25 protein-coding genes are annotated in these 26,780 nt (G+C 66.4%); 13 read left to right on the top strand and 12 right to left on the bottom strand.

The genetic code is table 11. From position 1 onward, the window contains the following. Window positions 1–144: 144 nt before the first annotated feature. Window positions 145–885, bottom strand: coding sequence for an SDR family NAD(P)-dependent oxidoreductase (locus tag QSJ95_RS09975; protein WP_285642061.1), 741 nt, complete (start codon window positions 883–885; stop codon window positions 145–147). 40 nt (window positions 886–925) lie between these two features. Continuing rightward, window positions 926–1,219: a hypothetical protein gene (locus tag QSJ95_RS09970; protein WP_058070426.1), complete on the bottom strand. Its 294-nt coding sequence runs from the start codon at window positions 1,217–1,219 to the stop codon at window positions 926–928. Between the two features lie 602 nt (window positions 1,220–1,821). On the opposite strand from QSJ95_RS09970, the gene QSJ95_RS09965 reads away from it, so the two are divergent. The 4 genes from QSJ95_RS09965 (at window position 1,822) to QSJ95_RS09950 (ending at window position 5,246) form a co-directional block, all read left to right on the top strand. Then, window positions 1,822–1,959 (top strand): hypothetical protein, encoded by a 138-nt coding sequence (locus tag QSJ95_RS09965; RefSeq protein WP_285642060.1) that lies wholly within the window; start codon window positions 1,822–1,824, stop codon window positions 1,957–1,959. Between the two features lie 857 nt (window positions 1,960–2,816). Further along, complete coding sequence (locus tag QSJ95_RS09960) at window positions 2,817–3,824, top strand: hypothetical protein (protein ID WP_083280394.1); 1,008 nt, start codon at window positions 2,817–2,819, stop codon at window positions 3,822–3,824. Between the two features lie 17 nt (window positions 3,825–3,841). Next, a complete protein-coding gene (locus QSJ95_RS09955; protein WP_082996207.1) occupies window positions 3,842–4,507 on the top strand; it encodes a DUF3218 family protein in 666 nt (221 codons plus the stop codon). 19 nt (window positions 4,508–4,526) lie between these two features. Then, window positions 4,527–5,246, top strand: a complete 720-nt coding sequence (locus QSJ95_RS09950; protein ID WP_285642056.1) for a hypothetical protein — start codon at window positions 4,527–4,529, stop codon at window positions 5,244–5,246. A 428-nt stretch (window positions 5,247–5,674) separates the two neighbouring features. Here QSJ95_RS09950 and QSJ95_RS09945 read toward each other — a convergent pair whose 3' ends face one another. Continuing rightward, entirely contained in the window at window positions 5,675–6,601 is a 927-nt protein-coding gene (locus tag QSJ95_RS09945; RefSeq protein ID WP_197887369.1) for a LysR family transcriptional regulator, read from the bottom strand. A gap of 101 nt (window positions 6,602–6,702) precedes the next feature. On the opposite strand from QSJ95_RS09945, the gene QSJ95_RS09940 reads away from it, so the two are divergent. Then, window positions 6,703–8,004, top strand: a complete 1,302-nt coding sequence (locus QSJ95_RS09940; protein WP_269669774.1) for an MFS transporter — start codon at window positions 6,703–6,705, stop codon at window positions 8,002–8,004. Window positions 8,005–8,033: 29 nt separating this feature from the next. Further along, window positions 8,034–8,963 (top strand): carbon-nitrogen hydrolase family protein, encoded by a 930-nt coding sequence (locus QSJ95_RS09935; protein WP_058070430.1) that lies wholly within the window; start codon window positions 8,034–8,036, stop codon window positions 8,961–8,963. A 171-nt stretch (window positions 8,964–9,134) separates the two neighbouring features. Here QSJ95_RS09935 and QSJ95_RS09930 read toward each other — a convergent pair whose 3' ends face one another. The 5 genes from QSJ95_RS09930 to QSJ95_RS09910 form a co-directional block, all read right to left on the bottom strand. After that, window positions 9,135–9,422, bottom strand: coding sequence for a HigA family addiction module antitoxin (locus tag QSJ95_RS09930; RefSeq protein ID WP_009622956.1), 288 nt, complete (start codon window positions 9,420–9,422; stop codon window positions 9,135–9,137). A 16-nt stretch (window positions 9,423–9,438) separates the two neighbouring features. Further along, entirely contained in the window at window positions 9,439–9,717 is a 279-nt protein-coding gene (locus QSJ95_RS09925) for a type II toxin-antitoxin system RelE/ParE family toxin (protein WP_024128692.1), read from the bottom strand. Window positions 9,718–10,018: 301 nt separating this feature from the next. Next, window positions 10,019–10,675 carry a response regulator transcription factor gene (locus QSJ95_RS09920; RefSeq protein WP_061562022.1) on the bottom strand — a complete coding sequence of 219 codons (657 nt, stop codon included), beginning with the start codon at window positions 10,673–10,675 and terminating at the stop codon, window positions 10,019–10,021. A 13-nt stretch (window positions 10,676–10,688) separates the two neighbouring features. Continuing rightward, window positions 10,689–11,939 carry a sensor histidine kinase gene (locus QSJ95_RS09915; protein WP_285642049.1) on the bottom strand — a complete coding sequence of 417 codons (1,251 nt, stop codon included), beginning with the start codon at window positions 11,937–11,939 and terminating at the stop codon, window positions 10,689–10,691. A gap of 9 nt (window positions 11,940–11,948) precedes the next feature. Further along, entirely contained in the window at window positions 11,949–12,089 is a 141-nt protein-coding gene (locus QSJ95_RS09910) for a hypothetical protein (RefSeq protein ID WP_009622964.1), read from the bottom strand. Window positions 12,090–12,247: 158 nt separating this feature from the next. Between QSJ95_RS09910 and QSJ95_RS09905 the strand changes: the two genes are divergently transcribed. The 7 genes from QSJ95_RS09905 to QSJ95_RS09875 all read left to right on the top strand — a co-directional run bounded on the left by QSJ95_RS09905 (window position 12,248) and on the right by QSJ95_RS09875 (window position 18,244). Then, on the top strand, window positions 12,248–13,453 hold the full coding sequence (locus tag QSJ95_RS09905; protein WP_285642046.1) for a lanthanide ABC transporter ABC transporter substrate-binding protein PedA1: 1,206 nt from the start codon (window positions 12,248–12,250) through the stop codon (window positions 13,451–13,453). Between the two features lie 44 nt (window positions 13,454–13,497). Further along, window positions 13,498–14,469 (top strand): YVTN family beta-propeller repeat protein, encoded by a 972-nt coding sequence (locus QSJ95_RS09900; protein WP_285642044.1) that lies wholly within the window; start codon window positions 13,498–13,500, stop codon window positions 14,467–14,469. Then, complete coding sequence (locus QSJ95_RS09895) at window positions 14,466–15,197, top strand: lanthanide ABC transporter ATP-binding protein PedB/LutE (RefSeq protein WP_285642042.1); 732 nt, start codon at window positions 14,466–14,468, stop codon at window positions 15,195–15,197. The genes QSJ95_RS09900 and QSJ95_RS09895 overlap by 4 nt, the downstream gene beginning before the upstream one ends. Beyond that, window positions 15,194–16,012, top strand: coding sequence for a lanthanide ABC transporter permease protein PedC (locus tag QSJ95_RS09890; protein WP_052267777.1), 819 nt, complete (start codon window positions 15,194–15,196; stop codon window positions 16,010–16,012). Before QSJ95_RS09895 ends, QSJ95_RS09890 begins: the two co-directional genes overlap by 4 nt. 104 nt (window positions 16,013–16,116) lie before the next feature. Continuing rightward, window positions 16,117–16,653, top strand: coding sequence for a PQQ-dependent catabolism-associated CXXCW motif protein (locus QSJ95_RS09885; RefSeq protein WP_058490087.1), 537 nt, complete (start codon window positions 16,117–16,119; stop codon window positions 16,651–16,653). Window positions 16,654–16,708: 55 nt separating this feature from the next. Further along, window positions 16,709–17,374: a response regulator AgmR gene (gene agmR / locus QSJ95_RS09880; RefSeq protein WP_058070436.1), complete on the top strand. Its 666-nt coding sequence runs from the start codon at window positions 16,709–16,711 to the stop codon at window positions 17,372–17,374. Between the two features lie 9 nt (window positions 17,375–17,383). Continuing rightward, window positions 17,384–18,244, top strand: a complete 861-nt coding sequence (locus QSJ95_RS09875) for a DMT family transporter (protein WP_285642036.1) — start codon at window positions 17,384–17,386, stop codon at window positions 18,242–18,244. Window positions 18,245–18,804: 560 nt separating this feature from the next. Here the strand turns inward: QSJ95_RS09875 and nahK are convergent. The 4 genes from nahK to pqqF form a co-directional block, all read right to left on the bottom strand. Continuing rightward, on the bottom strand, window positions 18,805–21,432 hold the full coding sequence (nahK, locus tag QSJ95_RS09870) for a hybrid sensor histidine kinase/response regulator NahK/ErcS' (RefSeq protein ID WP_081884674.1): 2,628 nt from the start codon (window positions 21,430–21,432) through the stop codon (window positions 18,805–18,807). Continuing rightward, window positions 21,365–22,525, bottom strand: a complete 1,161-nt coding sequence (nosP, locus tag QSJ95_RS09865) for a nitric oxide-sensing protein NosP (protein ID WP_269962896.1) — start codon at window positions 22,523–22,525, stop codon at window positions 21,365–21,367. The genes nahK and nosP overlap by 68 nt, the downstream gene beginning before the upstream one ends. Before the next feature lie 465 nt (window positions 22,526–22,990). Further along, entirely contained in the window at window positions 22,991–24,187 is a 1,197-nt protein-coding gene (locus QSJ95_RS09860) for a porin (RefSeq protein WP_043316469.1), read from the bottom strand. Window positions 24,188–24,477: 290 nt separating this feature from the next. Next, window positions 24,478–26,766: a pyrroloquinoline quinone biosynthesis protein PqqF gene (pqqF, locus tag QSJ95_RS09855; RefSeq protein WP_285642030.1), complete on the bottom strand. Its 2,289-nt coding sequence runs from the start codon at window positions 26,764–26,766 to the stop codon at window positions 24,478–24,480. Between the last annotated feature and the right edge of the window lie 14 nt (window positions 26,767–26,780).

Here is a 26,780-nt window from a genome sequence, read left to right as displayed (position 1 = left end):
GACAGGTTTATTTTCAGCACTCTAGTCTCGTCCATCCGGACAGCTTTAGAGCAGAAGGAATAAATCTGTTCCTCTTCCACAATGGGGCGTCGGCGTCATTGCCGCTCAAGCCCTTGAGCGTCGCGACCCCCGGCGTTTCCGGCATTACAGTGCATAGCCGCCGTCCAGCGTCAGGCTCGCCCCGGTCATGTGGGCCGCTGCCGGGCTGGCGAGGTACGCGACCAGGCCGGCGATCTCCATGGGCTGGGCGACGCGTCCGAGTGGGACGAGTTCCGCCAGCGCGTCCAGGTGCGATTGCGTCATGTCGGTCGCGGTCGGGCCGGGCTGGATGTTGTTGACGGTGATCCGGCGCGCCGCGAGATCCAGCGCGAGCCCCTGCACCAGGCGCGCGACGGCGGCCTTGGTCATCGCATACACCGCGCCTTCGACCGAAGTGCGCCCAGAGGCCGAATTGCTGCCGATGGTGATCACTCGCCCGCCGTCGCGCATGCTGGCCACGGCGGCCTGGATCGAGAGAATGACGCCACGGATGTTCACGTCGAGCATCAGGTCGAGGTCCTCGACGCCAAGGGCATCGATACGGGCGAGCCGCAGCACGCCGGCATTGACCACCGCCATGTCGATCGCGCCAAAGCGCTCGACCACCGCCGACACCGCATTCCGGATGGCAGCGGCATCCTTGCTGTCGGCCTGGATCGCAAGGGCACGGCCGCCACCCGCCTCGATCTCGGCGGCCAGCGCTTTGGCGCTGTCCGGCCGGGACACGTAGGTCAGCGCCACCGAGAAACCGTCGGCGGCGAGTTGCCTCGCCGCTGCCGCGCCAATGCCCCGGGAGCCACCAAAAACAATGGCGACCTTGTCATTCCCTGCTTCGTCTCGCTTCATCGCCTCACCTTCATTGACTGAAAACGTGAAACCCCGGAAATCAGACGGTTGCCGATTCATGGGACGACGCCACGCGCTTGCCCAACGGCGTCCGGCTGTAGCCATCTGCGGCAATGGTCTGTTGCGCAGGCGCTGCCGAGTTCACGCGCATGCCCAGGGGCGTCCTGCTGAAGCCGTCTTCCGCCAGTTGCGGGGTTGCGCCTTCTTCAGCCAGGGGCGTCAGTTGGAAACAGACGGTGCCGTGGGAGCAGCGTGCTTCGGCCGCATTCGCATGCACCGCCACGCCGGCCAGCGAAAAGGTAATGGCGGTCACGAGGGTCTTCAGAGTGTTCATGGCATTGTTCCTCAAGGGTTAGGGGGAACAGTCCATCGGAGTGGGAAAGAGCGCTCTGGAGGAGCGCTGGCTCTACCGCGCGCCGATGTCCTGTTGGAGTGAATTAAAAGCCCTTGGGGTATCTGCGCCGTGTCGAGAAAAGGCGTAGCCATCTCTGCGAATGTCAAAACGCGCTGCGGACACACTGGAATACAAAGCGCCTCCGGGAAAGCGCGGATGGGCAGGCAGCGAGCTTCCGTCGTCATCGTCGAAACGGGGCGGCCACCCGATTGACAGTCCCACGGCAACTCCCTGACGTTGCTCAGCCGCTCAACAGAGTGCGAGATTGACGTCCCGGAATTCTGGAAGGTGTCTGGGGTCAATCTCCGGCACCTTGCATGGCTGTACCCATGTTATGGGCGGGCCGTGCGGGGCATCTTCGGATGCGCCGGTTCCCAGATTCCGGTACGCCAACCTGTACGGTCCGCCCTCCCCTATTGGCGTCGGGAGGCGGAAGACTGAGTCGATCTGGGAGATTTTCATGAGCCTTGCAGCCCATGTTCTATCCCATCCCCTCAAGCACGCTGCCCCGTCGGACCTCTACGACACTGCCCAGTCCCACCATGCGCCTGCTGGCCGGCGCGCCGGACCTGGGGGCGCCCGCCGAGGATGTGTTGGACGGCACCTTCAGCGCACTGGAGTACCTGGCGGCCGATGCCGAGCGGTTGTATGCCGCCGCAGAGGAGCGTAGCCGGGCGTAGGGCGGATAACCGTTCGCGGTTATCCGCCGCAGGTGAGTGCCGCGTCGCGCCATACCGACACCGTAGGAGCAGACTCTGTCCGCGATAGCCGGACGTCCCGGCGCGATTCGCGGATGAGATCCGCGGGTTGCCACACATCGCGCACCTATGGGTTGATGCCGAATCTCACGGGCATGCCGGACAGCCCTCTCCCGCTTGCGGAAGAGGGAAACAGATTTATTTTCAGCACTCTGGTCTCGTCCCGGACAGTTTTAGAGCAGAAGAAATGAATCGGTCCCTTTTCTACATACATTCCAGCTACTACACGCTTCCTGCATGGGCTTCTGCCGTGGTTCAAGGCAGGGGCCGGGGTTAGTCGGGAGCGAGGCGGTGCCGCTGACCGCTTGGTGTGAGGAAAGCAAATCCGCATTTTCCCGCTCGACGCTGACTTCCTCGGTGCGCCACTCATAGCTGGGCCTGATAGCTCAGCGCCCCAATGACAAAGCACCCACCTCTCCACCACTTAGCGCGAACTTGCCCTCTTGAACGTCGATAAGCTGTACCAGGCCAACCTGCGAACAGCAGACTTGGAAATGACTTGATTGTCCCATGCCGGCCTCAATGGACTGATCCGTGGCGAACAGTCGGCAGCAAGATTTACCATTGCGTAATCTTTGGCCGAAGCAACCACACTTACAAGATATATAGCAAATGGCTTACACACCTAATGGAAGTATTCGGACAACATAGCCACACCCAAGCATTCAGTATTGTATTTAAGCACTAGGCATTATCCCTCAGTGCTCTTCCATACTTAAGATAGGTGACACACTCGAGCCAACTCGATCAATAAGAATCTCTCAGTGGAGGAGAGCAAAATGCGCACTAGTTACTTTGACCTGCTTAACACACCAGCACACAGCCATCCCACAGCTGAGAAGGCTCAGTCACTCATAAGGGCTCTAGCCAATTACCCCGTGCTCGAATTCCCTCCAACAACAATCACCCCCTACACTTTTGACTACTGGATCCAGAGCTCAAGTATTGCTGAGCGGATTGATCCAGGCTTCACACAAAGCCTGACCAACAGCATATCCAATCTTGCAGGTCGGCCAGTGCAGGTAACCGAGAGTTATCTAAAAATCCATGAGACCACTTTTCGAACTCCGGTAGAGCTAGGCGTAAAACCGAACTCAATCACCATCGAGGAATATCAAACTGGTCTTAATCAACAAGCGGTGGCCACCATTCAGGACCTGCAGGATGGTGACAAAGGCGACAAAGTTGAAAAGCTTCAAGCCAATATTCAATATCTTCTTGAGCAAAAAATAAACACCGATTTTATTGCACGAAACGAATTAAACGCTGGGCAGCGCCCCAAAACCATTGCACTTGTGAACGGGCATATAACAATTGGCTATGGATTTGATTGCTTCACACACAATGCAAGCGATCTTGAAGCTCTGAATCTTCCATTTTCTACCAAACAGAAAGTCACCCCGGCCCTACAGATTTCGACCTCCACTCCAGACTTCTGGACTATTTATGCCTCATTAGGGCAACACCTAACGGACGACGATGCCCTTCTGCTGTTCAGTGCAAAACTTATAAAAACCGTACAGCGCCTCGCCAGCAACCAGTTCTCGGCAAGTTGGCCAAACCTCCCACAAGCAGCTAGAACCGTTGCTGTCGACCTATACTATAACTTCGGTGAAAACCAGAACTTCCAAAATTTCCAGCAGGCTATTAACAGCCAAGACTGGCCGACGGCTATTCACGAACTGCGCAATTGGAACGGAGTTCCTAACGACCCCAGCCTGGAGATATCCAAGCGACTCGAAGCCAGAGCCAGATATTTAGCAGTTTCCTTTGGATATGAGCAGTGATCAAGGAGGATGCCATAATGACCGAATCTACCGCTCAAGCACAGCAAACCAATATCTATCAGAACCCTGGCCAAGTCATCGCCAATCTCTACAAGCCCTTGGCACAGCAGTGCGATCCATCTTACCCATACCCCGAACCACAGCTAATAGAAGCTTTAAACATCCCTATCGTCCTTCACCCTGAATTCGTACCCAACGGTGATGTATCACAGGTAGACCAGAAGTACGGAACAATACTGTCCGCGGAATCAGCCCAAGTTCTTTTGCTTACATTCAAGATGGCACAAAACAAGCCTCAAGCATGTTCCGAAATCATGACACTAGTAAGCTCAATAGCGGCAAACCTAGACACGGTCAAACAAAGATATGGAGCCAATTATCTTAGCCTCCTACAGCAGTCTCCCAACATCTACCCTACGGATGTTGGCGTGGAAATAATGTCTGGAGGAAGCCCTAACCAAGACTCAGGGCTGACAGTATCATATGGCGTAAACATTAGAGGCTTAAGCAATACGCAAATAGCCTCAATGAATCTCCCTACGGACTTAAAGCAACTACTCTCACAAGGGATTGGAGTGACGCTTTCAAGCCCAAACTACTGGACAGTTCACGACAACATCTCCAGCGGCATAAGGTATGCCACCGGAATAGCAATAACACTCGCTTATTTCTCGATCGTCTGAGAAGCGTCAGGATAAAGCAATGATCAAAAAACTATCATTTACCTTCATCCTACTCACTCCAGTCGCCGCAATGGCGACTGGAGTGATTTCAAACGAATACTCTCTGGATTCTGGAATGGGGTATATAAGCATCCTGCCACCCCATGCAGGAGGACAGAGCTTCGATATCCAAACGTATGGAAGCAATGGTTCTTCCTGCACACTGAAAGGAAACTTAAAAGGCAGGACAGGCATCGTAGCAAGCCCAGGCGATTCCGATACAGAGTGCAAGATCAACATAAATCAAACCGAACCAGATACCGTAACGATTGAGGCCGTCAAAACATCGCCCAACCATTGCAGCGGATGGTGCGGTGCGGGAGCTTCATTTGACGGAACCTACAAGGCCTCTCCCAACGGATGCTATTCATTCCAGGTCACAGGCAGCCGCAGAGAGTTTCTTGATGCAGTGAAGGCAGGAAACGACAACAAGGCCTATAGAATAGCTGAAACAATGCTAACCCATTGCAAGGCACAACTCCCGGATTCAATAGCCATCCACTACAAACTGAAAATAGCGGAAACAAGCTTCACCAACCATGACTTCCCATCATGCTCACAGCTTACCCAGGAGATATTATCCGAGGCCAAAATAAAATCAGCCGCCGCAGTACCGAAACCTGCATCCAGCGATGTACTCAGCGAGTTAATCAACCAAGCCCGCCAACTCAACGAGAAATGTGAAAAGCAGACTGAATAAGCTCATACCGAGAACTCTTATGGGTATAGGCAGATATCAGCGCGCAGGGATAGAGCGGTTGTATGCCGCCGCAGAGGAGCGCGGCCGGACGTAGGGCGCATAACCGTTCGCGGTTATCCGCCGTCGACGGTGCCGCCGGGGCGTCCGGCGTGGCCGGTGAATCCAATCGCGGACAGAGTTCGCTCCTACGACCGTGCCTCCCTGTAACCGTAGGAGCAACTGTCTGCGTCGAGATGCTTTTCGTAGGATGGGTTGAGCTTGCGAAACCCATGCGGTCATGGCGATGGGTATCGCTTCGCTCAACACCATCCTACGAGGGGACCTGCCCCCGTAGGCGGACCTTGTCCGCGATAGCCGGACGTCCCGGCGCGATTCGCGGATGAGATCCACGCCTACGGGTTGATGCCGAATGGACGGTCCTCTCGCGGCTAGCCGAGCTTCTGCGCCAGTTCGCCGATGAACTGGCGCAGCCATTCGTGGTGCGGTTTGCTGTGCTTGGCGATGTCCCAGACCATGAAGCAGCGGAAGGACGGCACCGGCAGCGGCGCTGGGCTCGCGCGCAGCTGGGTCATGGCCGCGTAGCTCTCGGCGGCGAAGGTCGGGAGCGTGGCGATGGCCTCGCTGCTCACCAGCGTGGTCAAGGCGCCGCTGAAGTGGGTGAAGGAGGCGATGACGCGGCGGGCGTAGCCGGCGGACTCGAACATGTCGTCGATGAAGCCGCGGCGGCCGTCGTAGGAGATGCGCACGTGGTCGGCGGCGAAGTATTCCTCCAGGCCGATGGGTTCGTCCGCCGCGCCGGCGCGCGGACGGAACAGGCAGGAGTACGAGGAGGAGAACAGCACCTGGGACGAATAGCTGGTGTTGAAGTCCTTCGGCTCGCTGCAGATCACCAGGTCCATGTCCGGGTCCTGCAGCGACTGCTTCCACAGCGAGCTGTTGCTCTGGTGGAAGGCGAAAGTCACGCCCAGGCCCCGCTCCGCCGCCGCGCTGACGATGCGCGGGGCGAGGTAGGACTCGATGTCGTCGGACAGGCCGATGTTGAACAGGTAGCTGGAATCGCGCGGGGAGAACTCCGGCTCGGCGCCCAGCACGCCGGAAATGGAGGTCAGCGCCTCGGCGATCTTCGGCGCCAGCTCCATGGCCTTGCGCGTAGGCTGCATGCCGGAGGCGGTGCGGATGAACAGTTCGTCGCCGAAATGCTCGCGCAGCCGGCGCAGCGCCGCGCTCACCGCGCCCTGGGTCACATGCAGCATCGCCGAGGCGCGGGTGGCGCTGCGCTCGGTCATCAGGCAGTGGAAGGTGAGCAGAAGGTTGAGGTCGATCCGCGAGATATTACGTACGTTAATCCGGCTCATATTTGCTAATCGTTTGCCCCGTGCCCGAGGAGATTCCTAGTCTGGCGTCCACAACAACATAACAAGCGCTGGAGAATTCTGTGGACGCGATTGAGCAAAGCATGGGTGCAGGCGGCATCCGGACCAGGGGCGGACAGTCGGATATCCGCAAGCGGGCCATCGCGGTCGGCATCGGCAATTTCATGGAATGGTTCGATTTCGCCATCTACGGCTACTTCGCCGCGGTGATCGGCATGCTGTTCTTCCCCTCCAGCGCGCCGGGCGTGTCGCTACTCTCATCGCTGGCGGTGTTCGCCGTCGGCTTCCTCTCGCGGCCGCTCGGGGCGTTGATCCTCGGGCCCATCGGCGACCGCTTCGGCCGCCGCGCGGTGCTGATCATCACGGTGTTCGGCATGGGCGTGTGCACCACCATCATCGGCCTGCTGCCCTCCTACGAGGCGATCGGTATCGCCGCGCCCATCCTGCTCATCGCCATGCGTTTCATCCAGGGCATGATGGTCGGCGGCGAGTGGTCCAGCGCCGGCATCTACATCGTCGAGAGCGCGCCATCCAACCGCCGCGCCACCGCCGCCAGCGTGATCACCGGGACGGCGGGACTGGCCTTCCTGTTCGGTACCTTCACCGCGGCGAGCATCGCCTCGGCGCTGGATGACCAGCAGTTGGCGGCCTGGGGCTGGCGTCTGCCGTTCGTGGCGTCCATCGTGATGACCGGCATCGCCGTGTTCATCCGCCGCAAGCTGGGCGATACCCCGGTATACGAGGAGATGGTCCGCCAGCGCGACTCGCACAAGGCACAAGCCCCGAGCCGCGCCGTGCGCCGCCGCGCCTTCGTCACCACCTTCGCCTTCTCCGCGCTGTTCGGCGTCTCGCTCTACTACTTCATCACCTACGCCAACAACCACCTGGTCTCCACCGTCGGCCTGCCGCGCAGCAGCGCGCTGTGGCTGTGCAGCGCGGCGCTGGTGGTCTATGTGATCGTCAACCCGCTGATCGGCCAACTCAGCGACCGCATCGGCCGGCGCAGGCTGCTGCTGGGCGCTGCCGCCGCGCTCACGCTGCTGGCCTATCCGATCTTCCTGCTGCTCAACAGCGGCAACCCGCTGGCGATCCTCGCCGGGCTGATCGTGATGGGCGTGCTGGTGGCGATCACCGCGGTGATGGACGTGGTGCTGCTGGTGGAGGTCTTCCCGGCCTCGATCCGCTCCACCGGCGCGGCCCTGGGCCACAACCTGGCACTGGCGATCCTCGCCGGGCCGGGACCCTTCATCGCCGCCGCGCTGATTCGCCAGACCGGCGATGCGAACCTGCCCGCGGCCTATCTGGCGGCGGTCTCCCTGGTGTGTCTGGTGGTGCTGTGGAAGACCCTGCCGGAAACCCGCGACAACGACATCAGCCGTTTCTAAGCCTTTTCAACAGACAGTCAGGAGTCCCCATGACCCGTGTAGCAATCATCCAGGCCGCCTCCGTTCCCTACGAGCCGATGGCCAGCGTCGAGAAGGCCTGCGGCATCCTCCGCCGCGTGGCGGAACAGGGCGCGAAGCTGGCGGTGTTCCCCGAGGCCTTCATCGGCGGCTATCCCAAGGGGGCCGCCTTCGGCAGCGTGGTGGGCAACCGCAGCGCCGCAGGGCGCGAGCTGTACCAGCGTTACGTCGAAGGCGCCGTGGCGCTGGACGGCCCGGAACTGACGGTGCTCGCCGAGTGCGTGGAGCAGACCGGGGTGACCGTGGTGGTGGGCATCATCGAGCGCTTCGGCCGCACCCTCTACTGCACCGCCGTGACACTGGCGCCGGGGCGCGGCATCGCCGGCTACCACCGCAAGCTGATGCCCACCGGGCAGGAACGGCTGATCTGGGGCTTCGGCGACGGTTCCACGATAGAGCCGGTGGACACCGAGTTCGGCGTGCTGGGCAGCGTGATCTGCTGGGAGAACTACATGCCGGCGCTGCGCCAGGCCATGTACGCCCAGGGTGTGCAGCTGTATTGCGCGCCCACCGCGGACGACCGCCCGTCCTGGGCCAGTTCGATGGTGCACATCGCCCTGGAAGGCCGGGTGTTCGTGCTCTCGGCCTGCCAGGCGATCCGCCTGGGCGAGTACCCGCAGCAGCATCGCGAGGCGTTCGGCCTGGACTATCAGGAGGACGAGTACGTGATGCGCGGCGGCAGCATGATCGTCAGCCCGCAGGGCGAAGTGCTGGCCGGCCCGGTGTTCGACTGCGAGACCGAACTCTACGCCGACCTCGACATGGCCCAGCTGAGCAAGGGCAACCTCGATTTCGATGCCTGCGGCCACTACGCGCGGCCGGATGTGTTCGAGTTGAAGGTGAATACCGCACCGCTGCGGCCGGTGACTTTCGAGCCTTGAGGGCGACCGTTGCAGGGGGCGTGGCCGCGGATCGCGGACGAAGTCCGCTCCTACAGGGGAGGTGGTGCGCAAGGGGGCGATGGGTATCGCTGCGCTCCACGCCATCCTACGGAGCAGCTCCCTGATGCTTCGGAACAGGAGAAGCCCCGCATTCGCAGGGCTTTTCAGTTTTCAGGCGATATCGGCGAAGCGCTCGATATGTGGTTGTTCGCGGTGCCTGGCCTGCCAGATGTCGTAGTCGGCTTGCACGCCGAGCCAGGTGCGCGCCGTGCCGATGCCGGCCAGTTCCAGGCGCACGGCCAGGTCCGGGCTGATGGGCGCGCGGCCGTGCAGCACCCGCGACAGGGTTTCGCGTGCGAAGCCCAGGCGGCGGGCCAGTTCGGTGACGCTGATATCGAGCGCCGGCAGCACGTCTTCGCGCAGGGTTTCGCCAGGATGTGGTGGATTGAACATGACCATGGGCACCCCCTCCTGTTCAGTGGTAATCAAGATAGTCGACAAGTTCCACGTCGTTGCCGATGAAGCGGAAGATCACCCGCCAGTTGCCGCTGACCGTGAGTGACCAGAAACCGTCCAGTTCTCCCTTCAAGGGATGCAGACGCCAGCCCGGCAGGTTGAGGTCGTCCGGAGCGGCCGCTCGATCGAGGAACGGCAACATACGCGCCAGGCGTTTGGCATGGTCGGCACGGATTCCTCGGGTGGAGCCAGTTCTGAAGAACAGAGCCAGGCCCTTGTGCTGGAAGCTGACGATCATGCGGCGAAGTGTGATGCAATACATCACACCAAGCAACAGGTAGATGGAAACCCAATCAGGTCATGCGGGGGAAAAGATGGGTATCGCTGCGCTCCACGCCATCCTATGCCTGCGCCTCCCAGCCCCCCGTGGGAGCGGCTGCCTTGCCGGCTGCGCCGGGGCGCTTTTCGTAGGATGGGTTGAGCTTGCGATACCCATCGGACCATGGTGATGGGTATCGCTTCGCTCAACACCATCCTACGAAAAGCCATGCTCGCTCCTACGCGGCACCACCCGCACCATTCCCTGCAAAGCCAGGTCCCTACCCCGCCAACGCCTCGCCGCTCACACGCAGCACCCCGCTATCGATCGCCAGGTGCACCAGCTCCGCGTGGGAGCTGACCTGCAGCTTCTGCTTCAGCAGCGTCACGTGGTTGGACACCGTCTTGGCGCTCACGCACAGGTGTTCGGCCACCTGCCTTGCCGGCAGGCCGCGGGCGAGCATGACGAAGATTTCGAATTCGCGGCGGGTCAGGCCGTGCAGGCGCGGGTCGCCCTCTTCCAGGCCCCTGGGCTGGCAGGCCAGGCGGGTGGCCAGGGGTTGTTCGATGTAAAGCTGGCCGGCCAGCACGCGGCGCACCGCTTCGAGCAGCACCGCCGGGGCCGCGCCCTTGGTCACGTAGCCGGCGGCGCCGGCGTCCAGGGCCTGGCGCACCAGGGGCAGTTCGTCGTGCATGCTGAAGAACAGCACGCGCAGCTGCGGCAGGCGCTGGCGCAGCCGGCGGGTGACTTCCAGGCCGCTGATGCCGGGCAGGCCGATGTCGAGGATGACCAGCGCGGGAATCTCGCGCTGCACCGCCTGCAACGCTTCCTCGCCGTCGCCCGCCTCCACCACGTCCGCTTCCGGCAGCAGGCCGCGCAGCAGGGCGGCTATGCCTTCGCGCACCACGAAATGGTCGTCCACCAGCAGGATTTTCATCGCTTTTCTCCTCTCATGCCGCCACTGGCAGCGGCACCCGCAGGCGCAGCGCCAGGCCCAGGCCGGGCTGGCTGCGCAGTTGCAGTTCGCCGCCCAGGCAGCGGGCGCGCTCGCGCATGGAGCGCAGGCCGATGCCGGCGCGGGGCGGGCCGTCGCTGCCGCGGCCGTCGTCGCGCACGGCCAGGTACAGGTGGCCGCCGCGGGTTTGCAGGCGCACCCACACGCGGCTGGCGCCGGCGTGGCGGGCGACGTTGGTCAGCGCCTCTTGCAGCAGGCGGTACAGGTGCGCCTTGGCCGCGTCGCCCAGGGGCGGCAGGCTGTCGGGCAGGCTCAGGGCGCAGGCGATGCCCTGGCTGGCCTGCCAGTCCTCGACGTAGGCGCGCACCGCTTCGTCCAGGGCCAGGTGCTCCAGCACCACCGGGTAGAGGTCGCGGATCAGCGCGCGGAAGCTGTCGTTCAGGCCGCGGCAGTGCTGGTCCATGCGCTCCAGGGTGAGTTGCGCGGCGGGTTGGTCGTGCAGGCTGTGCAGCAGGAAGAGTTGCGCGCGGATGCCGGCCAGGTACTGGCCGATGTCGTCGTGCAGGGCCTGGGCCAGTTCCTGGCGCTCGCGCTCCTGCACGGCGAGCAGCGAGCGGGTCAGTTCGGCGTTTTCCTGGCAGGCGCGCTCCAGGGCCTCGGCCATGCCGTTGAAGCGCCCGGCCAGGCGCTGCGCCTCGGGCAGCGAATGGCCGGGCAGGCGCACCTGCAGGCGGCCCTGGGCGATCTCGCCGAACGCGGCCTGCAACTGCTCCACCACCCGCAGCCCGCCGCGCACCGCCCAGCGGATGGCCAGCAGGCTGACCGCCAGAGCCACGCCGAACAGCGCCAGCAGCTGCACCAGGGAGTCGCGGACTTCGTCGATTTCGTCGCGCGGGTCCACGCTCAGCTGCACGCGGCGGCCATCGGCCAGTTGCAGCGGCGCGGCGTGGTAGACGTCCGGGTACAGGCGCGCCGCCAGCCATTCGTCGAGCCAGCCGCGCGGCGCCGGCGGCGGCTGGTCGAGCCAGTGCACGCGTACGTGGCGCAGGCCGCCGGTGAGGCTCTGGTCGAGGCTGGCCGGGTCGCGCAGCGCCGCCTCGCGCAGGTATTCCACCACGGCGCGGGCGGCGTCCAGTTCGCGGCGCACGTCCTCGTCGCCCTGGTGCAGCAGCACGGCCACACACAGCGCGGCGACCAGGGCGAAGAACAGCCCGACCAGCAGGTTGATCCGCCACAGCGCCGACATGGCCGCGCCCTACGGCCCCACGCGGCAGGGCTGGCCGGCGACGCAGGCGCTGGGCACGCCGGGGCGGGTGTGCAGGCTGTACATGAAATCGAAGCCCAGCAGGCTGAGGATCAGCAGGATGGGCAGTACCAGGGTGACGGCGATACGCATGGCTCGGCTCCCGTTGTCTTTGTTGTTGTAGGGCCATGCTAGGGCGCGGCCGCGGGCGGCGATCTACTACCTTGGTATTGCCCCGGCGGTACTTTCTGCATATTTCCCAGGCCCTGGCGCGTTCCTATGCTGGCGACACAACAACAATGGAGTCGCCCATGCGCCAGTTCGCCCTGCACGGCGTGGCCTACCTGCTGGCGGTCGCCTGCGCTGCCCTGCTCTGCCTGAACGCGCGTGCCGAGGATGCCCCGGCCGAGCTGCAGGTGCGCATCGCCTATCTCGGCTACACGCCCGACCCCGGCCCGCTGCTGTCCAATATCATCCCTGAACCCACCGACGCCGGCCTGCGCGGCGCCGAGCTGGCCATCGACGACAGCAACACCACCGGGCGCTTCCTCAAGCAGCGCTACAGCCTGGTCAGCGCCACCAGCGCCGACGCGCAGCAGCTGCTGGCCGAGGCGCGCAAGCTGCACGACGACGGCCTGCGCCTGTTCGTGGTCAACGCCCCGGCCGAGAGCCTGCGCCAACTGGCCGCCGCGCTGCCGGACAGCCTGCTGTTCAACGCCGGCGCCGCCGACGACGAGCTGCGCGCCGACCAGTGCCCGGCCAACGTGCTGCACACCCTGCCCAGCCGGCTGATGCTGACCGACGCCCTCACCCAGTTCCTGGTGCTGCGCAAGTGGACGCACTGGCTGTTGATCATCGGCCAGCGCCCCGAGGACAAGGCCTACGCCGCCGCCCTGCGCCGCTCGGCCAAACGCTTCGGGGCCAAGATAGTCGAGGAGAAGGCCTTCACCTTCGCCAACGACCAGCGCCGCAGCGCCCAGGCCGACATGCCGCTGTTCACCCAGGCCGGCGACGACTACGACGTGGTGCTGGTGGCCGACGAGCACGGCGACTTCGGCGAGTACGTGCCCTACAACACCTGGCTGCCGCGCCCGGTGGCCGGCACCCAGGGCCTGGTCGCCACGGGCTGGCACAAGACCGTGGAAACCTTCGGCGCCGCGCAGTTGCAGAAGCGCTTCGAGGCCCAGGCCAAGCGCTGGATGAACGACCGCGACTTCGCCGCCTGGGTCGCCGTGCGCAGCGTGGCCAGCGCCGTGACGCGCCTGCGCAACGCCGAGCCGCAGGCCATCCGCGCCCTGGCGCTGTCGCCGGACCTGCCGCTGGACGGCTTCAAGGGCTACAAGCTCAGCTACCGCCCCTGGGACGGCCAGCTGCGCCAGCCCATCCCGCTGGTGCAGCCGCGCGCGCTGGTCAGCACCTCGCCGCAGGAAGGCTTCCTGCACCCCGCAAGCGAACTCGACAGCCTCGGCCTGGATGCCCCGGAAAGCCGTTGCCGCCTCGCCGACGCCAAGCCCTGACCTGGAGATACGCCATGTTCCGCGCCGCCATTTTCCGACCTGCCATGTTCCCAGCCACCCTGGCCCCTTCCCTGCTGGCCGCCGCCCTGTGCCTGGCGCCGCCGGCCTTCGCCGCCAAGGCCTACGTGTCCAACGAGAAGGACAACAACATCAGCGTCATCGACCTGGACAGCATGACCGTCACCGGCACCCTGGACACCGGCAAGCGCCCGCGCGGCCTGGCGCTGTCCCACGACAACAAGCTGCTGTACATCTGCGCCAGCGACTCCGACACCGTGCAGGTGATGGACCTGGCCAGCGGCAAGATCGTCAGGCAGTTGCCCTCCGGCGCCGACCCCGAGCAGTTCGCCCTGCACCCCAACGACCGCTGGCTGTACGTCTCCAACGAGGACGACGCGCTGGTGACGGTGGTCGATACCCAGACCGCCCAGGTGCTCGGGCAGATCGACGTGGGCGTGGAGCCCGAGGGCATGGCGGTGAGCCCGGACGGCAAGTGGGCGGTGAACACCAGCGAGACCACCAACATGCTGCACTGGATCGACACCGCCACGCAGAAGCTGGTGGACAGCACCCTGGTGGACCAGCGCCCGCGCCACGCGGAGTTCAACAAGGACGGCAGCCAGGTCTGGGTGTCGGCGGAGATCGGCGGCAGCGTCAGCGTGGTGGACGTGGCCAGCCGCAAGATCCTCAAGAGCCTGCGCTTCGCCATCAAGGGCGTGCACCCGGACAAGATCCAGCCCGTGGGCGTGAAGCTGACCAGCGACGGCAAGTACGCCTTCGTCGCCCTGGGCCCGGCCAACCACGTGGCGGTGGTGGATGCGAAGACCTTCGAGGTGCTCGACTACCTGCTGGTGGGCCGCCGCGTCTGGCACCTGGCGTTCAACCCGGACGAGAGCCTGCTGCTGGCCACCAACGGCGTCAGCGGCGACGTGTCGGTGATCGACGTGAAGGACCTCAAGGTGACCCGCTCGATCAAGGTCGGGCGCTACCCCTGGGGCGTGGTGGTGACGCCATGAACGCCCTGCGGGTGGCGGGCGTGGGCTTCGCCTACGGCGCGCGCAAGGCGCTGGACGGCATCGACTTCACCCTGCCGGAGGGGCGCTTCACCGCCCTGCTGGGGCCCAACGGCGCCGGCAAGTCGACCTTGATCGCCCTGCTCACGCGCCTGTACGACCTGCAACAGGGCGAGATCGAGGTATGCGGCTGCAGCCTGGCCCGCCAGCCGCGCCTGGCCCTGCGCCAGCTGGGCGTGGTGTTCCAGCAGAGCACCCTGGACCTGGACCTGAGCGTGGAGCAGAACCTGCGCTACCACGCCGCCCTGCACGGCCTGCCGCGGGCCCTGGCGGCCGAGCGCATCGAGCAGGAGCTGGCCCGCCAGCAGTTGCAGGAACGCCGCCGCGACAAGGTGCGCACCTTGAACGGCGGCCACCGCCGCCGCGTGGAGATCGCCCGCGCGCTGCTGCACCGCCCGCGCCTGCTGCTGCTCGACGAGGCCAGCGTGGGGCTGGACCCGGCGGCGCGCCAGGGGCTGAACGAACACGTGCGCCAGCTGTGCCGCGACGAGGGCCTGGCGGTGCTGTGGACCACCCATTTGCTGGACGAGGTGCGCGGCGACGACCAGTTGCTGGTGCTCGACCGCGGCCGCCTGGTGGCCCAGGGCGAAGCGGCACAGGTCAGCGCCGCCGACGACGGCGACCTGCCCCGCGCCTTCGCCCGCCTCACCCGCCTGGAAGCCTGCGCATGAGCACCTACGACACCCTCGGCTTCGGCCCCGCCGCCTACTGGCAATGCCTGCGCGGCATCGTGGTGCGCGAGTGGCTGCGCTTCGTGCTGCAGCGCTCGCGCTTCCTCAGCGCCCTGGTGCGCCCACTGCTGTGGCTGCTGGTGTTCGCCGCGGGCTTTCGCGCCGCGCTGGGCATCTCGATCATCGAGCCCTACGACACCTACGTGACCTACGAGACCTACATCGTCCCCGGGCTGTGCTGCATGATCCTGCTGTTCAACGGCATGCAGGGCTCGCTGTCGATGGTCTACGACCGCGAGATGGGCAGCATGCGCGTACTGCTCACCAGCCCGCTGCCGCGCGCCTTCCTGCTGGCCGGCAAGCTGCTGGCCACGGCGCTGGTGTCGCTGCTGCAGGTATACGCCTTCCTCGCCATCGCCTGGCTCTACGGCGTGCAGCCGCCGGCCTGGGGCCTGCTCGCGGCGCTGCCGGCGCTGCTGCTGGCGGCGTTGCTGCTCAGCGCCCTGGGCCTGCTGCTGTCCAACGCCATCCGCCAGTTGGAGAACTTCGCCGGGGTGATGAACTTCGTGATCTTCCCGCTGTTCTTCCTGTCCTCGGCGCTGTACCCGCTGTGGAAGATGCGCGAGGCCAGCGTGGGGCTGTACTGGCTGTGCGCGCTCAACCCCTTCAGCCACGCCGTGGAGCTGGTGCGCTTCGCCCTGTACCAGCGCTTCGACCCGCTGGCGCTGGCGGTGTGCCTGGGGCTGACGCTGCTGTTCGCCGGCCTTGCGCTGCTCACCTTCAACCCGCAGCACGCGGCGCTGCGCAAGGGCTGAAATCTCCTACTTTGGTACTGGATCAACCCTCCGGACGTCGAATTTCCAAAGCAGCGCCCCTGGCATGTAATGGCGGGCAGAAGAATAAATATCGAGATGCCACCATGCTCCGCCTAGCCCCTGCCCTGCTCTGCGCGCTGCTGGGCCTGCCGCTGGCCCATGCGGACGAAGCGCTGTTCTCCAGCGACGGCTACCGCACCAGCCAGTACCGCAGCCCGACCCCGGCCAGCGCCGACCACGCCACCACTCTGGACACCGCCGCCCTGCAGGCGCTGCTCAAGCGCGAGCCGCACACGCGCCTGGTGGACGTGTACCGGCGCACCTGGCTCAACGGCCGGTTCGTGGCCAACGAACCACACCGCAACCTGCCCGGCAGCCTGTGGCTGGCCAACACCGGCGACGGCGTGCTGAGCGCGCCCTGGCAGGCCTACTTCCGCGAGAACCTGCGGCAGCTGAGCGAGGGCGACCCGACGCGCCCGCTGGTGTTCTACTGCCGCTCGGACTGCTGGGCCAGCTGGAACGCGGTCCGCCGCGCCCATGCGCTGGGCTATTCCAGGCTCTACTGGTACCGTGACGGAGTAGACGCCTGGGAACAGGCCGGCCTGCCCCTGCAGGACGCCCAGCCGCACCCTTTCCCCTGAGCACACCCGGCAACGGCTAGCCGCCGCCCATAACGACAACAACGAGGTGTAGGCCATGTACAAGATCCTGATCGCCGACGATCACCCGCTGTTCCGCGAGGCCATCCACAACGTCATCGCCGACGGCTTCCCCGGCAGCGAGGTGATGGAGACCGCCGACCTCGACAGCGCCCTGGGCCTGACCCAGGAGCACGACGACCTGGACCTGATCCTGCTCGACCTGAACATGCCCGGCATGCACGGCCTGAGCGGCCTGATGAACCTGCGCAACGAGGCGCCGACCATCCCGGTGGTGATCGTCTCGGCCGAGCAGGACAAGCAGGTGGTGCTGCAGGCCATCACCTACGGCGCGGTGGGCTTCATCACCAAGTCCTCGCCGCGGGCGCAGATGACCGAGGCCATCGAGCAGATCCTCAACGGCAACGTCTACCTGCCCTCGGACATCATCCGCACGCAGAAGGCCTCGCCGCGGCGCAGCGGCCACGAGGAGCACGGCATCCCGCCGGAGCTGCTGCAGGCGCTGACGCGCAAGCAGTTGCTGGTGCTCGAACGCATGACCAAGGGCGAGTCGAACAAGCAGATCGCCTACAACCTGGAGATCGCCGAGACCACGGTGAAGGCCCACGTCTCGGCGATCCTGCGCAAGCTCAAGGTGCACAACCGCGTGCAGGCCATCCTCAGCGCCGGCGACATCGACTTCGCCGCCTACCTGCGCCGCTAGGGAGCCGCCATGCCCGCCTCGCGCACCCTGCTGCTCACAGCGCTGGCGATGCTCGCCTTCGCCGGCAATTCCCTGCTCTGCCGCCTGGCCCTGAAGGCCACCCAGCTGGACGCGGTGAGCTTCACCGGCATCCGCATCCTCTCCGGCGCGCTGATGCTCGGCCTGCTGCTGCGCCTGCGCGGCCGGGCCGGCGAGGCCAAAGGCAACTGGCGCGCGGCGGCGGCGCTGTTCGTCTACGCCGCGGCCTTCTCCTACGCCTACGTGCAGCTGGACGCCGGCGCCGGCGCGCTGCTGCTGTTCGGCGCGGTGCAGGTGACCATGCTCGTAGTCGGCCTGCTGCGCGGCGAACGCCTGGCCGGCCAGGCCCTGCTGGGCTTCGCCCTGGCCCTGGGCGGGCTGCTGGTGCAACTGCTGCCCGGCGCCGGCGCGCCGCCCCTGACGGGCGCCCTGCTGATGCTGCTGTCCGGCGTGGCCTGGGGGCTGTATTCGCTGCTGGGGCGAAATGCGGGCGATCCATTGGCGGTGACTACGGGCAACTTCGTTCGTGGCATCGCCTTTGCCGCCGTGCTGGCCCTGGTGTTCCATGGCCAGTTGCGGGGGGATGTGCCGGGCGTGGTCTACGCGGTGCTGTCCGGGGCGCTGGCTTCGGGGATTGGCTATGCCATCTGGTACGCGGCGTTGCCGGGGCTGTCGGCGATCCAGGCGGCGTCGGTGCAGTTGAGTGTGCCGGTGCTGGCGGCGTTGTCCGGGGCGCTGGTGCTGGGGGAGCACATCAGTTTGCGGTTGTTGCTGGTGTCCTGCGCGGTGTTGGGGGGGATTGCGCTGATACTGCGGGCCAAGGTGCGTGTGCCGGCTGTTCAGCGGGCTTGAGCACTGGTTGGCTTTTCGTAGGAGCGAGGGGGACGCCTAGTTCTTGCTCGTGAACCTGTTTGCCGGTGACTCCTCTGCTGGGCCAACCTCCGCTCCCTCACCCTAACCCTCTCCCAGAGGGAGAGGGGACCGTTCGGCGTGCGCTGACGTTTCGGCGTTAGCCGGTTTGTACCGAGTATCCGGCTGGCACCAGATCCCTTCTCCGCACGGACAAGCCCCTCTCCCTAACCCTCTCCCTGAAGGGAGAGGGGACCGTTCGGCGTGAAGTGTGATTTCAGCGCTCGCCGGCCACGCCGGTGTTGCCGGATGGCACGAAAACCACCGGCGGCACGGATAGCCCCCTCTCCCTTCAGGGCGGGGCGCGCAGCCGAGGGCTGGGGAGAGGGTTGCGGACGCCAACCCCGGCACCGAAGTCGAACCTTTCACCGCCACGCCCCCAACCAACGGCGGATAACCGCGAACGGTTATCCGCCCTACTCCGCCCCCATCCCCCATGTAGGAGCGCGCCCTGCGCGCGAAAATCGCGGGCAGGGCCCGCTCCTACAGGTACGGCGCCAGCTTCAACCAGCGCGATCCATCAGGTGACACAACGCCGTCTTCAGCTTCATCGGCCTAACCGGCTTGTGCATCAGCGTATGCCCCAACTCCCGCACCTGCTGCTTGAGCTCGTTGCTGTAGTTGGCGGTGATCATCAACGCCGGCAGCGGCGCGCCGCGGCGGGCGTTTATCGAAGCCACGGCGTCCACCCCGTTGCAGCCGTCGTCCAGGTGGTAGTCGGCTATCAGCAGGTCGGCTTCAGCGTGGAAGTTGTCCACCTGGCGCGCCAGGTCTTCTTCCGATAGCGCGGTGACCACCCGGCAGCCCCAGGCTTCCAGCAGGGTGCGCATGCCGGCGCAGATGGCCGCGTCGTTGTCCAGCACCCACACCCGCGAGCCGCGCAGGCGTTCCACCAGGTGTTCGGCCTGCTGCGCCGGTTCCGGGCGCGCGCGCACCGCCCCGCGCGCCAGCGGAACCTCGACGGCGAAGCGCGAGCCCTTGCCGGGCACCGAGCCGACCTGGATGCGGTGGCCGAGCATGCGCGCGATCTTCTCGACGATCGCCAGCCCCAGGCCCAGGCCGCGGTCCTGGTGGGAGCGCTGGGTGTCGCCGCGCTTGAACTCCTGGAAAATCTCGCCGAGCTTGTCCGCCGGGATGCCCATGCCGGTGTCCCAGACCTCGATCCACAGGCTCTGCCGGCGCCGCCGGCAGCCCAGCAGCACGCGACCGGCGGGCGTGTAGCGGATGGCGTTGGACAGCAGGTTGCGCAGGATGCGGGCGAGCAGTTGCAGGTCGCTGCGCACCTGGGCGTCGCAGGCCACGTAGTCCAGGCGCAGGCCTTCGCTGGCGGCGATCTGGCGGTATTCGGCGGCGAGGTTGCCGAGCAGTTCGCCCACCTCGAAGGGCGCGATGTCCGGCTTGATCACCCCGGCGTCTAGCTTGGAGATGTCCACCAGGGTGCCCAGCAGGTTCTCCACGTCCTCCAGCGAGTGGCTGATGTTGCGCACCAGGCCGTCGCCCTCGCCGCGCTCCTGCAGGGCGCTGGTGAACAGCCGCGCGGCGTTCAGCGGCTGCAGCAGGTCGTGGCTGACCGCGGCGAGGAACTTGGTCTTCGACAGGTTGGCCTGCTCGGCCTCGCGCTTGGCCTCGCGCAGGCGCGCCTGCACCTGGCTGCGCTCGTCGATCTCGCGCTTGAGCTGGTCGTTCAGGCTGGTCAGCTCGGCGGTGCGTTCGCGCACCCGCTGCTCCAGGTTCTGGTAGGCCTGGTGCAGCGCCTCGGCGGTGCGCCGGCGCTCGGTGATGTCGCGGATCAGCACGAACAGCCCGGCGACCTGGCCGTCGGCCTGGCGGTTGGGCACGTAGGAGCGCTGCATGTAGCGCTCCTGCCCGGCCAGGTTGGTCTCGGCGATCTCGAAGGTCACGCTCTCGCCCGACAGCGCCCGCTCGAAGTACGGCTCCAGGCGCCGGCAGTGCTCGGCGCCGTGCACCTCGCGCAGGTTGCGCCCGAGCATCGCGCCGCTGGGCCAGCGGTACCACTGCTCGTAGACCTTGTTGGTGAACTCGTAGACCAGGTCGGCGTTGAGGTAGGCGATCAGCGCCGGCACCTGGTCGGTGATCAGGCGGATCCAGCGTTCGCTTTCGCGCAGCGCCTCGGCGTGGCGGTAGCGCTCGGTGATGTCGGTGAAGGTGTTGACGAAGCCGCCGGTGGGCAGCGCGTGGGTGCGGATTTCCAGCATGCGGCCGTCGAACAGGCGCTGCTCCAGGGCCGCCAGGGGCGCGCCGTCGTCGCCGCGGCTGCGCGGGGTGAGCAGCGGCAGGCCGCTCTCGCCCATGACGTCGGCGAAGGGCCGGTGCGCGCCGATCGGCGCCAGCCCGCAGAGCTCCAGGAAGCGCCGGTTCCACAGCTCCAGCGCGCCCTCGGCGCCGACCATGGCCACGCCCTGGGACAGGTTGTCCACGGCGCGCTGCAGCAGGTGCGACTTCTGCGCCACCGCCTGCTCGCGGCGCGCGGTCTCGCTGAGCTTGATCTCGGTGATGTCGGTGTAGAGCACCACCAGGCCGCCGTCGCGGGTCGGCCGCTCGCTCATGCGCACCCAGCGGTCGTCGCGCAGGCGGTAGAGGGTGTGTTCGTCGTCGTTGCTGCGCTGTTCCTCGACTATCAGCCCGCTGCTCTGCGCCAGGCGGCGCACCTCGGCCAGCCGGGTGCCGGCGCCCAGGCGCGCGCGGGTGGGCGCCCAGAGTGCGCGGAAGCGTTCGTTGAACAGAACGATGCGCTGCTGCGGGTCGAACAGCACGAAGGCGTCGGAGATGCTTTCGATGGCGTCCAGCAGGTGCTGGTGGGCGGTCTCGGCGCGCAGGCGGGCGTCGCTGAGCAGCTGGTTGCTGGACTTCAGCTCGGCCATTGCCTGGCTCAGGGCGTCGGTGCGTTCGCGCACCTGCTCGGCCAGCACCACCGAGTGCTGGAAGGCCCCGTAGGCGCCGTCGCCGCGCGAGGCGCTGGATTCGATGCGCTCGATCAGCGCGGTGTTGATGCGCTGCAGCTTGAGCTTGTCGCGCTCGAGCTCGTCGATGCGCGCCAGCAGCTCAGCCGGCGCCGCCACGGGGACGGCCAATGGCGACGCCGGTGAAGGTCTGGTTGATGTGCATGCCATTGAATTGCTCTCCGTAGGTGTTGAAGCCGATCACCTGCTGGTGGCGGAGAAAAGCGGCGGTGGCTGCGCTGTCGCCCGCCACTTCCAGCTCCAGGCGGCGCAGGAAGCAGTCGCAGCCGATGCTCAGCAGCGGCGGGCCGAGGCGTTCGTGCAGGCGCGCGAACTGCGCCTGCAGGTTGGGCAGCAGCGGCCCGGTGCTCATGGCGGTGAGGACGATGCCGTTCTCCACCGCGCAGTAGAAGGTCAGGCTGAAGTCGTCGTGCACCTGCTGGATGGAGCGCACGTAGTACTGGTCCTTGATGCGCACCGCCAGCGGGTGGCGGGAGAACAGCTCGAAGCTCAGGTCGTGGGGCTCCACGCCGACCAGCCGGGCGTATTCCAGGGCGGCGGGCTCGGCGTTGAGCTCCAGCACCCGGCGGCTGGCGCTGTCGGCGCGGGTCACCACCAGCTTCTCGCCGCGCGGCACCACGTGGTGGGTGGTGAACACCTCGAAGTCGAGCCAGGTGTTGAACAGCAGCACCACCGCCGCGCCGGTGTGGAACTGGCCCTGGTAGTAGACGTGGGTATGGGTGAGGTGGTTGTCGTCGCCGGCCGAGCCGCCGAAATGCGGGATGGCGCCGAGCGCCGCGCTGAGCGCCGCCAGCACCACCTCTTCGCGGCTGGACAGGCCGTCGAGCAGGGTCAGGGCGAAGCTGTGGTCCTTGATCGGCGCCAACTCGCTGCTGCGGCAGTCGGCCACCAGGGCCTCCACCAGCTGCTGCGCGTCGATCAGGCTGAAGCGTTCCATCTCGTCGATCAGCGCGCTGGCCACGGCGAAGCTGCGCACGTCGAACCCCACCGCGCTGACGCAGCCGCGGCCGTAGCCCTGGGGGGTGATCTCGCCGGCGGTGGTGCAGCCGACCAGCTCGATGCCGCCGAAGTACTGCTCCAGCGCGGCGGCCAGGGCCGGCAGGTCGTACTCGGCGGAGCAGAAGAACAGCACGAAGCCCAGGTGCGGGTGGATCAACTGCCGCGCCAGGTCCTGGGCCACCGCCTCCGCATCGCGGGCGCTGGACATGCCCCTGACTACCCCTTCGCCCTGCCCTTCCTGCATACGCCTGCCTCAACGCCGGTTGACCACGGGGGCATTCTACGAAGGCGCCTGGCGCGGCCCCATGCTACTTGGGTGCTGGCGGGGACCTCCGAAAGGTGTAGCTCCGTGTCATTCGTAGGAGCGCGCCCTGCGCGCGATTCGCGGGCAGGGCCCGCTCCTACAATGAACAGCGGAGTCAGGTTCAGCTGCGGAGCGGGGTTGGTGTCCGCAACCCTCTCCCTGAAGGGAGAGGGAACCGTTCGGTGTGTGCTGATGTTTCGGCGTTAGCCGGCAAAACCGAAAGTTACCGGCTGAAACCACTCCTCCTCTCGGCACGGACTAGCCCCCTCTCCCTTCAGGGAGAGGGCTGGGGAGAGGGCGCTCTTCAAAGACCCTCCCGACAGAACACCATCCTCCACAAAAAAAACGGCGGACCGACGCCACCGCCGCCCCGCCCAATTACTGCCAAAGGAGCTCTGAGGATTATTACCAGTTCAATACCGCACCAACCGCAAAGGTGTCGGTGTCTTCGCTCACCAGCGAGCCCTTGCGGCCGTCGATCTCATACTGGTTGTACTCGGCCACCAGCTTGAGGTTGTCGTTGATGGTGCGGAAGTAGGCGATGCCGCGGGTGGAGTAGTCCGCCGCGCTGCCCAGGCCGTTGCCGTCGTCCTCGGTCTTGCCGTAGGACAGCGCCAGGCGGTTCTTGCCCCAGGTGTAGGAGCCCTGCAGCAGCATGCCGCGGCTGTCCACCTCGCGCAGCGCGGCTTCGCCGGCGTTGTTGGTGAAGAAGGGGTTGATGCCCTTGGCGGTGAAGCCCGAGCCGGTCAGCGACACGCCACCGAACTTGGCCTGGATGCCGTAGCCCAGGCCCTTGGAGGTGACGTCGTCGACCTGGTCGTTGGTGTTCTTCGAGGTCTGGTAGGCGCCGTTGACCCAGCTGTAGATCTGCGCGCCGCCCAGGTCGAACTGGTAGCTGATCTCGCTCTCGTAGCGCGGGTTGTCCTGGTAGGCCTTGTCGTCCAGGCCATCGCTGGCGTCCTTGTCGATCTGGTTGGTGTCGATCGGGTCCATGATGCCCACCGCCACGCGCAGGCCGTCCACCAGGTTGTTGTTGCGGTAGGTGATCTGCGAGGTGGGGAACGGGTACGGGTAGCCGGTGCCGATGTTGCCGAAGGACACGCCCTTGCCGTCCACCAGGCCGAGGGTGTCGCTGGCGTTGCCGAAGCCGGCCAGCAGTTCGTCGAGGAAGATGTTCGAGCGCGAGAACAGGCCGAAGTCCTTGCCGATCAGCACCTCGCCCCAGTCGCCGGCCACGTTGCCGTAGAACTGCCGCACGTCGATGGCGGTGTCGGTGCCGTCCTGCTCGCTGTCGTTGATGGTCACCCAGAACGAGGAACGCCCGGTGAGGGTCAGGCCGTCGATCTTCTTGCCGAAGTTGAAGCCGATGTAGTTGGGCAAAAAGCCCATCTTCACCCGCGACTGGCGGCGGTCGTAGGTGTCGCCCTCGCGGTCCACGTCGCTGTTGACGTAGAAGGCGTTGAAGTAGCCGTCGGTGGAGAAGGTGGTGTCGTCCTTGTCGTACAGCTTGATGTCGGCGACGGCCGGCAGGCAGCCCAGGCTGCCCAGCGAGGCCAGGGCCAGGGGCAGGAAACGGCGAATGGCGGTGTTGTTCTTGTTCATGACGCGCTCCGCAGGGGATGGATGACCGTTCGGGGTCGTGGCGGAGGCGATTATCGAAACGCCCCGCGCGGCGCCATACGCTGCTTTGGGCGCACTTCGGCGCTGCTTGCGTGGGGCTTGCCGGATCGCTGCGCAAGGCCATGGCACCAGGCCACCACAAGGCCCGGCGCCTTGGTCGCGGGGGTAGCGGCACCTTGGCAGCGGGCCTTGCGGCGCAGGACCAAAGTCGCAGGCGCACGTGCCCGGGGCGGTACGCCCGGGCAGTAGCGGAAGAAGGTGTAGAAAAGAGATCAGGCGCGGTTGGTCAGCAGCCAGCAGCCGCCCTGCTCGTCCAGCAATGCGGCATGGGCGGCCTGGAGATCGGTGCGAGTGATGCGGCGGGCGGCCTCGGCCACGCGTTGCGCGTGATCGGCATCCACGCCGGCGAGTTGGTCGCGCCAGGCCGCGTTCTCGCCGGCCGGCTCGTTCGCCAGGCTATGGGCGAGGTCGTGCAGGCGGGCGTCGGGCAGTTCGCCCAGGGAGATGGCGGCGTCTTCCAGGAAGGTGCGCAGGTGGCCGAACAGCGCGTCCGGCTGCGCGTGCGGCGACTGCACGGCGAACAGCAGCCCGCGCCAGCCGGCGACCTGGCGGAAGCCGCAGAACAGCGCATAGCCCAGGTTCAACTCGACGCGCAGGCGCTGGTAGAAGCCGCCTTCCAGCTCGCGCGCCAGCAGGCGCCAGGCGGCTTCCTGCGGTGCATCCCGCCCTGGCAGCGGGTAGAACAGCAGCAGCGCCGACTCGCCTTCACCCGCCATGTCGCAGCGATGGCGGCCCGGAACCAGTGCCGTCGGCAACAGCGGCTCCGTCGCCAACAGGCCGGGCACCCGACTTGGCTGGGGCAGTTCGGCATTACGCGCCAGCACATCCCAGCGCGCCAAAGACCAGTCCGGCAAAGCCGCACCCTCCCCCGCCAACTGGACCGGCAAGGCGTCGAGCAGGCGGCGGATCGGCAGTTCGGCGGCCTTCTGCTGCCGCTCGCGCAACAGCAGGCGCTCCCCCTGGGCCAGCACTGCCGCGGGGGGCTCGGCCAGTAGCGCCAGGGCGCTGTCCAGGCAGCTTTCCAGGCGGTCGGCCGGGCCTTGCAGGCCCAGGGCCCAGTCGGCGCCCTCCTCGTCCAGGCGCAGGCTCACGCCATTGCGCCGCGCCAGCCCGGCCAGCGGGCGCAGGCCGTGGCGCACAGCGAGGAAGTGGCTATGGGCTGGCGCGCTCGGGAAGCGCCAACGCAAATGGATCGCTCCCGTTGCCGCCGTGCTGACCGCAGGCGGCGCCGCAAAACGCCAAGGCTGAGGGGCAAAGGCTACGGGCTCGACCGGACTGCGCCCCAGGTGCAGGTCGAAGCCGGCTACGCAGGCGGGCTGGCCCGGCGCATCCGCCGCGACCAGCAGGCGGACCAGACGCGAAGCGTCCAGCGCCGCCAGCCATTGCGGCGAGACCGGCGCCGGCAGGCCCCGGGCACGCCGTTGCAGTTGCTCCAAGGGAGGCAGTTGCCGTGCTTCGTTCGCCACCAAGGCAACGCCGCCACCCTCGCGCAGCGCCCGCAGCCAATCGAGAAAGGCCGCCTCGACCTGCGCGGCATCCCGCGCCTGCGCCAGTTCGAAGGTCGCCGCCAGCAACGCCTGCCCCGGCGCGCGGTAGGCCACCCGCAAGCTCGCCGCATCGCACAGCCCGCGCTCGCCCAGCCAGGCCAGCAATCCACCCTCCGCCTCGTCGCCCAGCAGGCCGGCCAGGGCATCGACGGTCTGCTCGGCGGCGGCCTCCAGCTCGGCCACGGCGAAGCCCAGCACCAGGCGCGGCGCACCGGGCAGGCGCAGGTGCAGCCTGTCGCCGGCCAGCGGCGCCAGGGCCGGCGGCAGGTCGCGGGTCGGCACCGGGCCGGCCGGGCAATCCCCGCAGTGCCGGGCGGCCAGGGCCTGCAACTCGTCGAGGGACTGCGGCCCCTGCAGCCACAGCTGCACATTGCCGGGCCGGTAGAAGCCGCCATGGAAGTCCCGCAGCGCGCCCTGGAAATCCGCCGCCTCCACCGCCAGGCTGGCGCGCCGGCCGGCCACGAAGCGGCGCAGCGGATGCCCCTCGGCCACCCCGGCGGCCAGGGCCGCGTCGATCAGCGTGCCGGCATCGCTGGCGCGGGCGATGTATTCCGCCTCCAGCACCTCGCGCTCGCCGAGTTGCGCGCTAACTTCCAACCGCGGCCGGGCCAGCATGTCGAGCAGGCGCGCCAGCCCGCCGTCCAGCTCCGCGGCGGGCACTTCGAAGAAGTAGTCGGTAGTGCGCGCCCGGGTGCTGGCGTTCAGCCGCCCGCCCCGCGCCTGCACCCAGGGCATCAGCCGCTCGCCCGCGGCGAAGCACGCGCCGCCGAGGAACAGCAGGTGTTCGAGGAAATGCGCGAGCCCGGGGTGCGCCCGCGGCTCGTCATGGCTGCCGGCCGCCACCCGCGCCAGGGCGGCGGCGCGGGTGGCCTGCGGGTCGTGCACCAGGGTCAGCCCCAGGCCGTTGGCCAGGACGACCTGGCGGGCCTGCGGGGGCGCGGCGTTGCGGTTCATGGGCAATCCAGCGG

The sequence above is a fragment of the Pseudomonas sp. NBRC 100443 genome, from assembly GCF_030268185.1.
Taxonomy (GTDB): Bacteria; Pseudomonadota; Gammaproteobacteria; order Pseudomonadales; family Pseudomonadaceae; genus Pseudomonas; species Pseudomonas citronellolis.
This window is presented reverse-complemented; position numbering and strand designations above follow the sequence as displayed.